At 46.4% G+C, this 16,020-nt stretch carries 14 protein-coding genes; 10 read left to right on the forward strand and 4 right to left on the reverse strand.

Annotated features, from left to right (window positions below; genetic code table 11):
• Positions 1-41: 41 nt before the first annotated feature.
• Entirely contained in the window at positions 42-269 is a 228-nt protein-coding gene (locus SEDOR53_RS0102640) for a hypothetical protein (protein WP_026768318.1), read from the forward strand.
• A gap of 21 nt (positions 270-290) precedes the next feature.
• Here the strand turns inward: SEDOR53_RS0102640 and SEDOR53_RS0102645 are convergent, their stop codons facing one another.
• Genes SEDOR53_RS0102645 through SEDOR53_RS0102660 form a run of 4 tightly spaced genes read right to left on the reverse strand, consistent with a single transcriptional unit; the run spans position 291 to position 4,107 of the window.
• Positions 291-1,343, reverse strand: a complete 1,053-nt coding sequence (locus SEDOR53_RS0102645; protein ID WP_026768319.1) for a glycosyltransferase family 1 protein — start codon at positions 1,341-1,343, stop codon at positions 291-293.
• 14 nt (positions 1,344-1,357) lie between these two features.
• Positions 1,358-2,308 (reverse strand): glycosyltransferase family 2 protein, encoded by a 951-nt coding sequence (locus tag SEDOR53_RS16950; RefSeq protein ID WP_051416462.1) that lies wholly within the window; start codon positions 2,306-2,308, stop codon positions 1,358-1,360.
• 7 nt (positions 2,309-2,315) lie between these two features.
• Positions 2,316-3,215, reverse strand: a complete 900-nt coding sequence (gene meaB / locus SEDOR53_RS0102655) for a methylmalonyl Co-A mutase-associated GTPase MeaB (RefSeq protein ID WP_026768320.1) — start codon at positions 3,213-3,215, stop codon at positions 2,316-2,318.
• 19 nt (positions 3,216-3,234) lie between these two features.
• Entirely contained in the window at positions 3,235-4,107 is an 873-nt protein-coding gene (locus SEDOR53_RS0102660) for a glycosyl transferase (protein WP_026768321.1), read from the reverse strand.
• 58 nt (positions 4,108-4,165) lie between these two features.
• Between SEDOR53_RS0102660 and SEDOR53_RS16955 the strand changes: the two genes are divergently transcribed.
• The 9 genes from SEDOR53_RS16955 (at position 4,166) to SEDOR53_RS18760 (ending at position 16,012) form a co-directional block, all read left to right on the forward strand.
• Entirely contained in the window at positions 4,166-4,936 is a 771-nt protein-coding gene (locus SEDOR53_RS16955) for a type III pantothenate kinase (protein ID WP_051416463.1), read from the forward strand.
• The gene (locus SEDOR53_RS0102670) at positions 4,866-6,239 is read left to right on the forward strand and encodes a hypothetical protein (RefSeq protein WP_157576680.1); all 1,374 of its coding nucleotides are present in this window, start codon (positions 4,866-4,868) and stop codon (positions 6,237-6,239) included. The genes SEDOR53_RS16955 and SEDOR53_RS0102670 overlap by 71 nt, the downstream gene beginning before the upstream one ends.
• Positions 6,232-6,846 (forward strand): LPS export ABC transporter periplasmic protein LptC, encoded by a 615-nt coding sequence (locus SEDOR53_RS16960; protein WP_070415551.1) that lies wholly within the window; start codon positions 6,232-6,234, stop codon positions 6,844-6,846. The genes SEDOR53_RS0102670 and SEDOR53_RS16960 overlap by 8 nt, the downstream gene beginning before the upstream one ends.
• A 161-nt stretch (positions 6,847-7,007) precedes the next feature.
• The gene (locus SEDOR53_RS0102680; RefSeq protein ID WP_026768323.1) at positions 7,008-7,997 is read left to right on the forward strand and encodes an aldo/keto reductase; all 990 of its coding nucleotides are present in this window, start codon (positions 7,008-7,010) and stop codon (positions 7,995-7,997) included.
• A gap of 23 nt (positions 7,998-8,020) precedes the next feature.
• On the forward strand, positions 8,021-11,761 hold the full coding sequence (locus tag SEDOR53_RS0102685) for a DUF3857 domain-containing protein (RefSeq protein WP_037360430.1): 3,741 nt from the start codon (positions 8,021-8,023) through the stop codon (positions 11,759-11,761).
• 27 nt (positions 11,762-11,788) lie between these two features.
• Positions 11,789-13,048, forward strand: a complete 1,260-nt coding sequence (locus SEDOR53_RS0102690; RefSeq protein WP_026768325.1) for a hemolysin family protein — start codon at positions 11,789-11,791, stop codon at positions 13,046-13,048.
• A gap of 52 nt (positions 13,049-13,100) precedes the next feature.
• Entirely contained in the window at positions 13,101-13,958 is an 858-nt protein-coding gene (gene tatC, locus SEDOR53_RS0102695) for a twin-arginine translocase subunit TatC (RefSeq protein WP_026768326.1), read from the forward strand.
• A gap of 36 nt (positions 13,959-13,994) precedes the next feature.
• A complete protein-coding gene (gene rpiB, locus SEDOR53_RS0102700; protein WP_026768327.1) occupies positions 13,995-14,450 on the forward strand; it encodes a ribose 5-phosphate isomerase B in 456 nt (151 codons plus the stop codon).
• Positions 14,451-14,464: 14 nt separating this feature from the next.
• Positions 14,465-16,012, forward strand: a complete 1,548-nt coding sequence (locus tag SEDOR53_RS18760; protein WP_026768328.1) for a M28 family peptidase — start codon at positions 14,465-14,467, stop codon at positions 16,010-16,012.
• Positions 16,013-16,020: the final 8 nt, after the last annotated feature.

Genomic DNA, 16,020 nt, shown 5'->3' on the forward strand with positions numbered 1-16,020 from the left:
AACCTGGTTTGTGTGTATCTTTGCATCAGAATACAGTTGTTATGAAAACGAAGGGATGGGTACTGGCGGTATGTTTGGTATTGTTGCTGTTGAATGCAGGATATTTACAGGCGCAGTGTTCCATTTGTACCAAAACCGCTTCTCAAATGGGCGAAGGTCCGGCCAAAGCCCTCAATTCTGCCATTATTTATTTAGCAGCAGCCCCGCTGCTCATCATGGGTTATATAGGCATGCGCTGGTGGAAGAACGAGAAAAATATGCATAAATAATGCATGGTCACTGACCGGCTTTTAATACAATCCGCGGTAGATATCTATATACTTTCGAGCCGTATTTTGCCAGTTGAAAGAATAGGCCCTTGCTTTCAGTCTTTCTACCAGGTCCATATCTGTTGAATAAACAGTCATCCCCCTTTGCAGGACTTCCCGCATATTCTCCGGATCAAAATCATTGAAATAAAAAGCATCTTCTCCTCCTATCTCGGGTAAAGAAGTCTGTGTTGATAAAAACACCGGCTTGCCAAACGCCATGGCTTCTATCACCGGTAAGCCGAATCCTTCTGCCAGTGATGGAAATACAAATGCTTCACAATGCTGGTAATACCAATATTTTTCTGCTTCTGTTACCGGCCCTGTAAAATGTACCCTGCTTAGTACACCAGCCTTCTGCGCAGCTGCTATAATCTCCTTTTTATATGCTTCATTCTGCACAATGCCCGCAATAACTAAATGGTTGTTGTTATTCACCAGCAGCGCCGGCAATACATGAAAATTCTTTTTTACCACAATTGTTCCTATGGTAAACAAAAACGGGCTGCCAGGTTGCACAAGTGGGGCAGCAGGCAAAATATCCGCATTGATATTGCATCCGTTATAAATAACCGTTGCCGGTTTGTTATTCAATCGAACATGAGCATACAAATCATCCAGCACAAATTGCGAAATGGCTGCAATATGATCTGCCCGGTCTATTTTATGCTGCAACGCTTGCAGGTAAGTTTTCCTTTTTGCAGCAGATTTAAAGTCTCCTTTTAAAAAATTCAAATCATGTACCGTTAATACAATAGGTATCTTCCTGTTAGCAGGAAAATATTGACTGCCTTGGTGCGTTGCATGCCACACATTGTATCTGCCGGTAGCGGGCAATATCCATTTATGCACAGCATGCTGGTATATATATTGCGCGTGACTGCCAAAAACAGGCCCGCATTTACGAGGCATGAAAAAAGAAATCGCTTCCTCCACAGTTTCTTTCAGCAACGAGCGACCCAATTGCAAACAGAAATGGTATAACCCCGTATGAGGGTATTTCATTCTTTCGCAATCGAGTATGATCTTATGCATGGGTCGGGTGTAAATTATTTGATCTTGTAAAACATTTTCAGGCAAAACAGCCATCGCCTGAGTTGGTTTCGCCGTTTATACGCCAGTATCCTGCGATTGTATCGAAAAAATAAGATCATTCTTTTGAAATTGTTCATCAACGAAAAATCCTGATACGACTGCATCACATCAGCCAGCATCTTTTTTTCATTCACCAGCGACTCGGGACATTTCTCATACTGCAATCGCATCCGTTCCCTGATTTGCGCCAGTTCTGTTTCTTTACCAGGCTTTTTCTTTTTCGCCGGCACCGGCTCTCCTTCCGCCTTCACTTTTGCTGCACCAAACACATTGGCATTGTGCTGCCGGTATTGTACCAGCACCTTATCTACGAATTTGATTTTGCCTGTCAATGTAGCCACAAACCCAAGCCAATGATCGTGCGGTATCATAGGTGCCAATGGAACCGACGCTCTTACCAGGCTTCTCCTGATGATCATCGCATGTCCCGGCGCCGAATTGCCCACCAGAAAACTCAGGCAATCATCAAAATCGCCCAACCTTTTAATATCCGATAATTTTTTCCCTGTCAGGTTGCCATTATAATCGATCAGTTCGGAATTGCAGTATACAACCGGGTGATCGCCTATTTCCTGCATCAGCAGGCTCAGCTTTTGCTTATCCCAAATATCATCCTGATCACTGAGCGCCAGGAAATCACCGGCCGCCAACAGCATGCCTTTTTCAAAATTGCGTACATAGCCGATGTTCTGTTCGTTGAAGAACAACCTGATATTGTTGAACCGTTCTGCATATTGCTTCAGCAGGTTCGCCGTACCATCTGTTGATCCATCATCTACGATGATCAATTCCAGGTTAGGATAAGTTTGTTCCAGGATGCTGTTGAGTTGTGCACCTATGAATCGTTCTCCATTATAAGTGGCCATCACTACCGATATCAATGGTAATTCTGCTGCAGGATTCATGTACTATTTACAGGTATTGCTGAACGAAAGTAAATAAATTAAACCCAGGTTCTTCCAAAGCCCTCGTAATCGATCGCTTCATTTCTTCTTTGTCAATGGATGCCATTCTGTGTTTTTGGATGAGCCGGTAAGCCCTTTCAGTAAATAACCACGATTTTCTTTCCAGTAAACGTGCTGTATGTTGATGCGCCACGATGGCTTCCATCAGGGTATCTATACCTTCTTTCTGCGAAGCGATTGTTTTGATCACAGGCACCTGCCATGCGCGCTGCTGAAATGCAGGCGCCAGCATTTGTTTCAGGTTTTTCACAAACAGATCGGCATCCGGCCTGTCGCTTTTATTTACCACAAATACATCTGCAATTTCCATAAGTCCTGCTTTCATAGTCTGTACTTCATCTCCCGCCTCAGGCACCACTACTACTACTGTTGTATCGGCCAGTCCCGCTACTTCAATCTCGCTTTGCCCAACGCCCACAGTTTCAACAATGATCTCATCAAACCCCGCGGCCTGCATCAATGCAGTGATCTCGATCATTTGCGGATGCAAACCACCCAGTGCCCCCCTTGAAGCAAGCGAACGGATAAAAACATGCGGGTGCTGGTACCATTCACTCATGCGAATCCTGTCGCCCAACAATGCACCCAGGTTAAAGGGGGAAGATGGATCAACGCAAAGCACACCCACTTTTTTCCCTTGCGCCACCCAGGCGCCGATAAGGGCATCTACCAGCGTACTTTTCCCGGCCCCGGGAGGGCCTGTAATACCTGTTATGGCAGTTTTTCCGGAAGGCAACCGGCTCAGGAACGTCTCGTAACCACTCACCGCATTTTCCACCAGGGAAATACTTCTGGCAAGTGCTTTAAAGTCGCCCTGGCCTACCCCTTTTATAAACTGCTCCCACATAGTTCTAAATATAGACCTATTATTTCAACAACCGGTAATTCCTGAAATCAAACAGCCTGATGCCGGTGATTCGTTCAAAATAATAAAGGAACCTGTCTTTCAATGAAAATTGCTTCCTGGTAATATCCAGTTCTACCTGCCAGTTCTTGCGCGCGATCCTGTCTTTCATCACCGCCGGATGGGTATCCGAAAAGCGTTGTAACGAATCGAATTCATTGAAATCATAAAAGTCAGGGCTCGTAATCACCGATCGTATGTTGGCATTGCTATCCCAATACTGGCTGATCTCTTTTTGCTTCTTCATCATTTGCTCAGGACTCTTTACCCAGCCATAGTGATAGATATAAGCATCTGCCGGTTTCACCCACAATTTCCTTTCACCTACGCGAAACCCCTGCGCATCTTTATATGCGGCGATCTTTTTATCATTCCGGATGATACGTACTTCGTGATCGTACCATTTACGGCTATCGCCCACATAATCATAGGTTCCATAAAAATGGAGGTATTTGAAGAGCAATCCTTCTACTTTTTTATCATCTTTATATCGTATACAGGCTTCTTTAATAGCGGGATGATATTTTTCATGCACTACTTCATCGCCCTGGATATAAAAAGCCCAATCACTTTCGGGATCAATCAATTGAAAAGCCTTGTTAGTTTCAACCGCCAGTACCGACCCGCCACTGCGCAATCCGGAATCCCAGACCGACCGGTGTATGCGGATCTTGGGGTCGTTGATCGACTGCATCAGTCCCAATGTATCATCGGAAGAATCTCCTACCAATACGATCATTTCATCCACTACCGGCAGAATAGAGCGAATCGCTTCTACAATGGGATAGTCATTCATCACAGCATTGCGAATGATCGTAAAACCTGAAATTTTCATAATCCAAAATTGTCACGGCAAAGAAAGGCTTTAATTTTGACCTGTAACATACTCGCTTATGCCAACAACCCTCTGCTTCGATTTTGGAAATACCCGCCTCAAATCTGCCGTATTTGAAAACGATGTGATCAAAGAAGTGGTTGTATTGGAAAACGATACCCCCGATGCCATTCGCCCGCTGGTAGAAAAATACAAACCTTCCCGATCGATCCTTTCTTCTGTGATCAGGCATAACGTTGAAACGGAAACTTTCCTGGCAGCACATACACAATTTCACAAGCTCGGCCACCATAGTCAATTACCCTTCACCTCACCGGTAGGCAAGCCCGAGACCATTGGGGCCGACAGACTGGCCATTTGTGCAGCGGCTGTTAAGCTGTTCCCGCACCAGCACAACCTGGCCATCGGGTTGGGCTCCTGCATCACCTATAATTATATCAGTCCTGTTCATGAATTCCTGGGGGGCAGTATCTCTCCCGGCCTCAATATGCGTTTCAGGGCCATGCACGAACAAACCGCCCTGCTGCCCCTGGTGAGCCCTGAAAACAGGTTCCCGCTGATAGGTTATGATACCAAAACCAATATTTTGAGCGGTGTGATACTGGGAATGGCCAAAGAAATAGATGGAATAATTGATGCTTATGCATTGAAATACAGCAACTTTAACGTGCTGTTAACCGGGGGGGATATGGGTTTTTTTGTCTCACATCTAAAAAACAGGATATTTGCCGACCCTTATTTAATCTTTAAAGGCCTCTATGCGATCAGTGAGTACAACAGTGGCCAGGCTTTGCCTGGCTCTATTAGTAACCGGAACCACCCTGCTTAGTGCTGTTGCACAAGAGAATTCTCCCTTTGCACGTTACGGACTTGGTAATATTTATAGCGGATCCAATGTGGTGAGCCGCTCCATGGGTGGACTGGGTGTTGCCTATGCAGATGGCCTGAACAATAATGTGGGGCAATCCGTCAACTTCAGCAACCCCGCTACTTACGGGAACCTGTACATGACTTCTTTTGACCTGGGGCTGATGATCGATTCCCGCACGTTGCGCAGCAATAATCCTTCGGGCCATTTCCAGTCGAACTATTTCATCCCTACTTATGTGGTGGTGGGAATGCCCCTGAACCGTAAAAAAGGATGGGGACTGGCTTTTGGCCTACGGCCTGTTACCAGAATCAGCTATTCTGTACACACTTTTGAACAGATCGGTACCGACAGCCTGGCCAATGTGTATGAAGGCTCGGGTGGGTTGAACCAGCTCTTTGTGGGATTGGGGAAAAAATGGAAATCGCTCAATATCGGTTTCAATGCAGGCTATCATTTCGGAAACAAGGATATTTCTACTAAAAAAGCTTTCGTGAACGACACGGTTTTCCATTACCAGTCGAAATCCTTTGCCAATACGCATTTCAACGGCCTCTTCTTTGATGCAGGCATGCAGTATGAGATAAAACTCAGCAAGAAAGAATTTAAAGAAAAAAAATCGACCGATCAATACGCGCTCCGTTTGGGGGCCACTGCCAGCCTGAAGCAGCAATTATCTGCCTCGCAGGATGTCGGCCGCCAGACCTATACGCAAACTTCCAATGGTGAAGTGACCATCGACAGCATCTATGAAATAAAAAATACCAAAGGCAAAATAACCCTGCCATTCAGTTATGCAGGCGGTATCACTTTTCATAAAACCACTACAGGTGTAAGAGGTGCATTCGAAATGTGGTCGATCGGTGCGGAATATGCTGTTACACAATGGACCCAATACCGTTTTTATGGACAACCCGATCCACTGGTGAATAGCTGGCAGATGAAAGTGGGTGGCCAATTCTGTCCGAATCCCATCAACGGAAAAAACTACTGGAGCAATGTCAATTACCGTGCAGGGGTTTACTACGGCAAGGATTACGTGAACCCCGATGGCAATGGGTTGAAACAATTCGGTGTCTCCCTTGGCGCGGGCCTGCCGGTAAAAAAATGGCGCTCTTACGACTACCAGTTCACGACAATCAACACTGCCTTCGAGTTTGGCAAACGCGGGTCCAGTGTTAACAATATCACAGAAAATTATTTTCAGTTATCTTTCGGACTTAGTTTGAGCGACATTTGGTTCCAGAAACGCAAGTATGATTAATCGCAGGATACATAAAAAACTAATTACAGCAGCCGTGATCACCGGCTGCTTTTTTATGTTTGCCTGCGAAAATGATGTGAATGAAGTGAGAGCGTTGGGTAAGAGAAAGCCTGGTGTTGATGAAGGAAGCAAAATTGAAAGTTACCTGAGTGTAGGAGGCCACATGCGGGCCAAGCTTACTGCACCTGTGATGCTGAGTTTCCAGGGCGATAGCGCACGCAAAGCCGAATTCCCTAAAACGCTGCACGTTGATTTTTATAATGACAGCCTGGTAATCGAAAGCCAGCTCGGCGCCAAATACGGGCGCTACCTTGAAGGAGAAAGCAAAGTATTTCTGAAAGACAGTGTGGTAGCGTTCAATATCAAAGGAGATACACTGTTTGCCAAAGAACTTTACTGGGACCAGTCCCTCGGCCAGTTCCATACCGATAAAGAAGTGACCATCAGTCAACGTACCCCCCGCCAAAAACTGATCGGACTGAAAGGCATCCGCTGCAACCAGGATTTATCGAACATTACATTGTTCGACCTCAAGCCCGGCAGCTTTTTCATTGTTCCCGACAGCACTTCTACGGCTAAAGACACAAGTAAAACTGTAATAAAGTAAATTGCGAATGGATGAGTTCAAAGAACGTCATCCTGAGTGAGCGAAGCGAATCGAAGGACCTACCGAACATTCAGGCAGATCCCTCGACTGCGCTCAGGATAACGACCAACAAACACTCAGGATGACGCGTCAATCAATTATTAAATCAAAAATAGAAAAGTATGGAATATCGCAGGATGGGCAAGACCGGCCTTCAACTCAGCATACTCAGTTACGGAAGCTGGGTAACCTTTCACAAGCAAATCAACGATGGCATTGCCGATGAATTGATGGGACTTGCTTACGACGCCGGCATTAATTTTTTCGACAATGCAGAAGCGTATGCATTAGGCGAAAGTGAGCAAATGATGGGCCGGGTATTGAAGAAAAAAAACTGGGACCGCACCTCCTATACCCTTTCTTCCAAAGCGTATTTCGGCTGGAGAGGTAAACAAAACAAGCCCAACCAGACCGGCCTCAGCCGCAAACACCTGGTAGAAGCCTGCCATGAAGCCTTGCAACGGCTGCAGACAGACTACCTGGATATTTATTTCTGCCACCGTCCCGATCCCGCCGTACCTATTGAAGAAGTGGTATGGACCATGCATAACCTGATACAGCAGGGCAAAGTGTTGTATTGGGGCACCAGCCAGTGGAGCGGTGCAGAGATCATGGAAGCCCATCGCGCAGCGCAACAGTATCACCTCATCGCTCCTACGGTTGAGCAACCGCAATACAATATGTTCGAACGTTTTAAGATGGAGCAGGATTACTTGCCGGTATTCAGGAACGTTGGACTGGGTACTACCATCTGGAGTCCGCTCGCCGCCGGTTTCCTTACAGGCAAATACAACAATGGTATTCCGGAAGGATCGAGACTGGCATTGGAAGGATTCGACTGGTTAAAAGACCGCTGGGTGCAGGAAGCCAAAATAGAAAAGGCGAAGCAATTACTACTCCTGGCCAACGAACTAGGTGTATCCCTTGCCAGTCTGGCCATTGCCTGGACCATTCACAACCCGCATGTAACCACTGCTATCCTGGGCGCTACAAAAGCATCGCAACTGGAAGAAAATTTGAAAGCACTGGACGCTTTGCCACTGCTTACTGCAGAAGTAATGGAGCGGATTGAAAAAATATTACAGAACAAGCCGGTGATGGATCTTTCCTGAGACGATTAAACACTGATCACAACATGAGATTCTTTATCCTGTGCATACTTACCTGTTCCCTGTCGCTTGTCCATGCGCAGCATTTTCAACAGGCGTTATCATTGTTAACTGAGAATAAAAGAACCGAAGCCAAAGCAGCGCTTACTCCCTTCATCAATAATCCATCTGAATCGCAGCAGGCATTGCTTTCACTGACACTGTTGGAATTGAACAACTCGCATTTCGATGAGGCCCTTGCCTATTTCAATCGTTATGTTCAGCAGAGCAACAATCCTTATCCTTATATCTATGCACTTTGGAGCACCGGTATTTTTTCTGCCACCACGCCTAAGTCGGAACCACTGTTAGACAGTTTCATGAATAAGATAGCCGGTGATGAAAAAGCACCGCTGGCCATGAGAGCTATGGCTTATGATAATATGGCGCAGCGGATCGAGAACGGTCCGAAGTTCAAAGAGGCCCTGGCGCTTTACAACCGCATCGGAGATATCCGTAACTGGTCTTCTGTAGGTGTATTCGAAAATATTTCGGCAAGTGGTTTCAATAAAGATTTCGGTGTACTGACCCATCCCGAGCCAGGCTATGTTTTTAAGAACAGTACCGGCGCCGATGTAAGCTGGTTCACGATTCCCGATGCCCGGAACGACCGCTGGCTCGATCTTACTTTTCATTACGATGTATCCAATGCCATTATCTATTCACAAACATTCCTTCAATCCGATGCCGATAAGGATGTAAAAATGCTGTTGGGTGTTTCAGGATCGGTGAAAGTATGGATCAATGATTTCCTGGTATTGAGTGAAGAGGAGGAACGCAATACCGACCTGGATGTTTATACCGCTGCCGTAAAACTGCAAAAAGGCGTGAACCGTATACTGATCCAGTCGGGCTCGAGCGAGATCGACAAATCGAATTTCCTGCTCAGGTTTGCCGATATGAACGATCATCTGCTCACCAATTTCACTTCCACTGCTGCATACAGTCCTTATCAGAAAGCCCTTCCGTATAAAGTTGAACGCTATCCGTTCTTTGCAGAAGCCTATTTCCAGCAACTCACTGCCGGCAAGGCCAACGATCTGCTCAACGCACTCATGCTGGCTTATACCTACAAACACAACGACGCCCGTTTTGAAGCCGCCGGCATCAACAGCAAACTCAAACAGCAATTTCCACGCAGCACCATTGTTTCTGAATTGATGACCGAAGCATATAGCCGCGACAACAACAATACCGATCTCACCCGCGAATTGGAATTCATCAAATCGAACGACTCGCTGAGTCTTTATGGCCTCATGCTCAATTACAGTGAAGCATTCAACAAGGAAGAATACGACGAAGCCAGGAGATTGCTGAACAAACGGATTGAAATTTATGGCGATAATGAAGACACCGAGTACAAGCAACTGGAATTGCTGGTAAAAAGAAGCGATATCGAAGGACTGATCAAAGAACTGGAAAAAGCCTATCAGCGCTATCCCGACAATGTTTCATTCGCCAACATGAAATACAACCTCGAGGCCAATGTGAACAAAGACAAGAGTAAAGCCGATACAGTGCTTGAAACTTTCCTGAACAACCATTATAACGAACAACTGCTTGACATACTGGTGAATGATAAGATGGCCCTTGGCAAAAAAGAAGAAGCCATGCAAATGCTCGCTGCAGTGGTTGAAAAAAAACCTTATGCCATCAAACAATACACCCGTATTGCCGATAAGTATTTTGAATTGCAGGACTATGCAAAAGCCGCGCAGTGGGAACAGAAAGCCATTGCCAGGGCTCCGTTCGCAGGCGAATTCCATCACAACCTCGGCCTCATACAAAGCGCTGCCGGCAAGAACGCAGATGCTATTGGTTCGCTGACCAAAGCCATCCAGTATAACCCCAGTAATTATGCGGCCAGGCGCAAACTGAATGAACTCCAGGGTAAGAAAGACCTGTTTGCCAATTTCAAGGAAACCGATATACAGGCGTTGTATAAAGCTGCACCCAAAGCCGATGCTTATCCGAACGACAACAGCATTTACCTGCTCAGGGATTTGCAGGAAGTGATCTATGCAGAGAATGGCGCTTCTGAAGAAAAATACCAATACCTCGTTAAGATATTCAACCAGGCCGGTATCGACGCCTGGAAAGAGATCAGCATCCCATACAATGGCTATACACAACGGCTCATCATCCTCAAAGCCGATATCCTCAAAAAAGACGGAAGCCGTGTGCAGGCAGAAAGGAGAGACAATGAGGTGGTGTTCTCTTCACTGGAAACAGGTGATGCTGTTTACATCAGCTATAAATTGGAAAATGCATTCTCCGGTAAACTGGCAGAGCATTTCTGGCAAGAATTTACTTTCAACAGCGGCTATCCCGTAAAGCAGGCATCTTTCAGCATGATCGTTCCGGCCGGTCGCCAGTTTCATTATAAACTGTACAACAGTTCTATTGAGCCCGTCATTACCAGCATCGACGATCATTTTAAAATGTACAGTTGGGAAATCAAAGACAATCCACGGGTAGAAACAGAAGCGTATATGCCTGTTTTCTCCGACATCAGTCAGCGTATTGTGGTTTCATCCATTCCCGATTGGAATTATATCCGGAACTGGTATAACGACCTGAGCACCGTAAAACTCAAGGCCGATTTTGCCATCAAAGAAAAAGTAAAGGAATTACTGGCTGGCAAAGAAAACACCAGCGATCTTGTTAAAGCAAAGATCATCTACAATTATATCCAGGATAATTTCAATTACAGCGATGTGCCCTTCCTGCACAGCGCCCTCACGCCGCAACGGGCCAGCCGCACGCTAAGCAGTAAGCTGGGCGATTGCAAAGACCTTTCGGTGCTCTTTACCAGCATGGCCCGGGAAGCCGGTCTTCAATCGAACCTTGTGCTGGTACTCACCAGGGACCAAGGAGACAATGGCCTCGATCTTCCCATGATCGGGTTTAATCATTGTATTGCCCAGTTGCATTCGGGTGGAAAGAATTACCTGGTGGAGCTCACCAATAACCAACTGCCCTTTGCGGCCATGTCAACCAACCTGATCCATGCCAATGGACTGCCCATTGTGAAAGACAGCATTAGCCAGGTAAAGCTGGAAAAACTCGATACGCGCAACCGCAGCATCAACAGCGTTACCCGTGCCTGCACCATCCGGCTGAACGGCAGCAAAGCCGATATCACCCGCAGCAACAGCAGCACAGGAGCCGAAGCCAGCAGGATGAGGGGCAGCTACCGCCATCAAAGCAATGACGACAGGAACAAGCAACTGACCAGCTCGCTCAGCAACGAATTTGCCAAGAATATAATGCTGCAGCAATTGAGTTTCAGTAACCTCGACAATCTCTCCGATACGGTAAAAATGAATTATCATTTCTCGGTCGATAATTATACCAGCGAGGTAGCGGGCATGCAGATCTTCTCATTCCCCTGGGTAGATACTTATGGCTCCCTTGGTTTTGTATCCATGGAAAAAAGGCAATTCCCCATTGCTCTGTGGAGTGTGAGCAGCACACCTGCCGATAAGGAAGTGATCACTTTTATACTTCCTGCGGGTAAAAAGCTGATAGAAGCACCCAAAAATGTTAGCTACAGTTGCCCTGCACTCAATTATAGCCTGCATTTTGAAGTCAAGCCCGATAGGGTCATTGCTACAAGGGAAGTAAAATACCTGGCAGAAGAAGTCCCCACCAGTGAATTTGCAGCATTCAAAGAAGTGCTCAATAAAATGGTGGCGGCAGACAAAAAGCAGATCGCATTCAAATAAATCGATTATTTTTTCTATTTTTCCTATATGTCTGAACTCTATACCCTGATATGGATAGGAGTGACCCTCATACTGATCGGTTTTTTTGCCGGCTACGAGATCGCCTTTGTCACGGCCAACCGCCTGAGCATTGAGCTGAAAAAGAAGCAGGGGAAAAAAAGCGGACTTATCCTTTCCGGTTTCATTGAACAGCCTGCCAAATTCATTGGCAGTTGCCTAATAGGACTCAATGTATTCCTGGTCATCTACGGATTGCTTTTCGATGGCTTCCTGAAAAGTATCGCCTGGAACCCCCTGCACGTAAAAAACGAATTCCTCAAACTCTTCATCGACACACTGGTTTCTTCCCTGGTGGTACTGGTGTTCGGCGAATTCATTCCCAAAGCCATCTTCCGGGCACGTAACGATGCCCTGCTGAGTTTTTTTGCTCCCGTTGCCCAGTTCTTTCATTCGGTATTTCAACCGCTGACCAACACATTTGTAGAAATTTCGCAATGGATACTGAAATATATTTTCAATGTAAGGGTCAATGAAAAAACAGATGCTTTTACCAAAGTAGACCTGGAACATTTCTTCCAGCAAACCAAAGAACAGGATGAAGACAACCAGGAGCTCAATACTGAGCTTTTTGAGAATGCCCTCAGCCTGCCCACCGTAAAGATCAGGCAATGCCTGGTTCCCAGAACCGAAATCGAAGGCATTGAAGTCAATATACCGCTGGAGAAACTGCGGCACCGGTTCATAGAAACGCGGTTAAGCAAACTCGTGGTGTACGACGATACCGTAGATAATATCCTGGGCTATGTGCACCAGATAGACCTGTTCAAGAAGCCTGATTCTATTCAAAGTGTACTGCACCCCATCATGGCCGTTCCCGAAAGCATGAGCGCAGCCGACCTCATCAATAAATTCACCAAAGAAAGAAAAAGCATTGCCTGGGTAGTAGATGAATTCGGCGGCACAGCCGGTATCGTTACCATGGAAGATGTGCTGGAAGAGATCTTTGGCGAGATCAAGGATGAATACGATGTGGAGGAATTCGTGGAAAATAAGCTGGCCGATGACGAATTCATTTTCAGCGGCCGCCTCGAACTCGATTACCTGAATGAAAAATATGATATGGAGTTCCCCGTCTCCGAATCCGAAACCCTGAGCGGGTACATCATCAATGCCCATGAAACCATTCCCAAGCAGAAAGAGACCATTATCATAGGTGATTACCGTTTCGACATCCTCAATGTGAGCGATACCCGCATCGAAATGGTTAAAATGAAAATACTCCGGTAATATATCCTGCTTCCCTTTAACTTTGCCCACTCTTAACAGTCAAAGCAAAGCAATGGCATTATTGGATAGAAACAGGGGTGGCGGATTGGCCGATATGACCTTTATCGATCACCTCGAGGAATTACGGATGCATATCATCCGTTCGGTGCTCGCCATACTCGTCATGGCCATCGTAATATTTGTGTACCGTAACTGGATATTCGATTATATCATTACCGGTCCTATCAATCCCAATTTCATCAGTTACCGGGTGCTTTGCCAGTTCAGCCATTGGGCCCACATGGGCGATGCGCTTTGCATGCCCCCGGTAAAAGTGAACATGCAAAGCAACTCCTTTGGAGGCCAGTTCATTGGCAGCATCAGCATGTCGTTCATCCTGGGATTTATTATGGCTTTCCCTTATATATTCTGGGAATTCTGGCGTTTTGTGAAACCGGCCCTTAAAGAAAATGAACTGCGCACCACCCGCTTTGTGATCTTCTGGGTATCCTTTTTCTTTTTCCTGGGCGCTGCTTTCGGGTTCTTCCTGTTAGGTCCGTTTACCTTTAACTTCCTGGCCGGCTTCCAGTTGGGCACACAGGGCACCCTGGTTACTTTCCCTACCCTTTCAGATTATCTCGATAACCTCACCAATATCATCCTTGGCTGCGGACTGGCTTTCGAGCTGCCGGTACTGGCTTATGCACTCACCCGTATTGGACTGATCACACCTTTTTTCCTGAAGAAAACCAGGAAATACGCTATTGTGGTCATCCTCATCCTTGCAGCTTTTATTACGCCCAGTCCCGACTGGATGAGCCAAACCATTGTATTCCTGCCGCTTTATGCGCTGTATGAGCTGAGCATCATTCTTTCTGTAAGGGTTTACAAGGAAGAGCAGAAGCGCGAGCAGGAGGACGAATGGAGTTAATAATTGAGTAACTTTGCTTTAGAAAAGTAAGAGATCATGAGCTTTGTTTTTGACCCCTCCAAACCGATTGCGATCGGTAGCGACCATGCCGGTGTTGAATATAAGACCGTATTGGTTAAATGGCTGGCCGATAAAGGCTTTGAAGTGAAGGATTTCGGCACTTATACAACCGATTCAGTAGACTATCCCGATTTTGCCCATCCCACAGCCGCCAGCGTTGAGAGCGGCGAATCTTCATTTGGTATTTTATTGTGCGGCAGCGCCAATGGCGTGGCCATCACAGCCAACAAACACCAGCACGTCCGTGCCGGCCTCTGTTGGGAGAACGATGTAGCCCGGCTTGTCCGCATGCACAACAATGCCAACATCATCTGTATCCCTGCCCGTTTTGTAGCCCTGGCCCTGGCCCAGCAGATGATCGAGAACTTTATGTCTACCCCTTTTGAGGGCGGACGGCACGCCACCCGCGTGAACAAGATTGCTTGTGCCTAACAATAAACTACCATATGCGAAAACACTTACTCGTACCTGGGTTGCTGGTCCTTGTCTTGGCCGGCCACGCCCAAAACAATGCCGATCCTGAAAAATATGCTGAAAAGATCACCGCATCAGGTCTGAAAGAAAAACTGACCGTGATCGCCAGCGCTGAAATGGAAGGACGCGAGACCGCTTCTCCCGGACAAAAAAAAGCCGCTGCCTATATTGAAGCCCGTTTTAAAAAAATGGGACTGAAGCCTGGTAACGGTAACGCTTACCAGATGCCCTACCCGGTTTATAAGGATGAACTTACTGCCCAGACCTTTTCTGTAAATGGCAGGCAGTTCAGCTGGGATAAAGATTATACACTGAATATCGGCACTATTGCTTCGGGCGAATGGGCACAACATAATACTGTTTTTGCAGGATATGGTATTGTAGACGATGCCAAAAGCAGGAACGATTTTGCCGGCCTGGACGTAGCCGGTAAAATAGTGATCGTGCTGGATGGTACCGACGATGCCAACCCCGCTCCCGTTGGCAATAGCACACGTGCCCGCAACGCCAACCCCGCTTCTGTTTTTGCGAAAACCAATGCAGCAAAGAAAAACGGGGCCATCGGCCTGTTCGTTGTTACAAAGAATTTTCCGCATACAACTGCTACACCCACCCAGGGTAATATGTACCTGAAGCCCAATACTGCCAGCTTCATCAGCGCTTCTATTTCGGAAGAAATGGCATCTGCCCTGCTGGGAAGGACTTCCCAACTTTCCTCAGATCAATTAAAACAGGTGAATAAAGGAAATTATGTAGCAGAAGTAGCCATCGCCGTTACCAAACACACCGAAACACTCGAAAGCAGTAATGTAGTAGGTATCATTCCCGGTACGGATAAAAAAGATGAATACCTTTTCATCACAGGCCACTACGACCATCTGGGTAAAAAAGGCAATGTGATATGGTACGGCGCCGATGACGATGGATCTGGTACTGTAAGCGTTATGCAGATGGCGGAAGCTTTTTCTGCTGCTGCTAAAAAAGGCGATGGTCCGCGTCGTACTGTTGTGTTCATGACAGTAAGCGGTGAAGAAAAAGGATTATGGGGTTCTGATTATTACTCCGAGCATCCCATCTTCCCCCTTGATAAAACTACTGCCGACCTCAATATTGACATGGTGGGCAGGATAGACACCGAGCGTAAAACAGCCGATACGCTGAACTATGTATATGTGATTGGCCACGATAAACTGAGCAGCGACCTGCCCGTGATCAATGAAGGGGTGAACAACAAATACACCAAGCTGACGCTCGACTATAAATACGATGATCCGAACGACAGGAACTTTATCTATTACCGCAGCGACCATTTCAATTTTGCCAAGAAAGGAGTGCCTATTTTGTTCTTTTACGACGGCATGCTGCTGGCCGATTACCACCAGCCTACCGATACTATTGAGAAGATCAATTTCGATCTGATGGAAAAACGTGTGAAGATGATCTTCCACACTGCATGGGTAATAGCCAACAGAGATGACATGCTGAAACGCGATACACCTTTGAATATGCCGGGCAGATAAAGTCCGCT

The sequence above is a fragment of the Asinibacterium sp. OR53 genome (assembly GCF_000515315.1).
Lineage (GTDB): Bacteria > Bacteroidota > Bacteroidia > Chitinophagales > Chitinophagaceae > Sediminibacterium.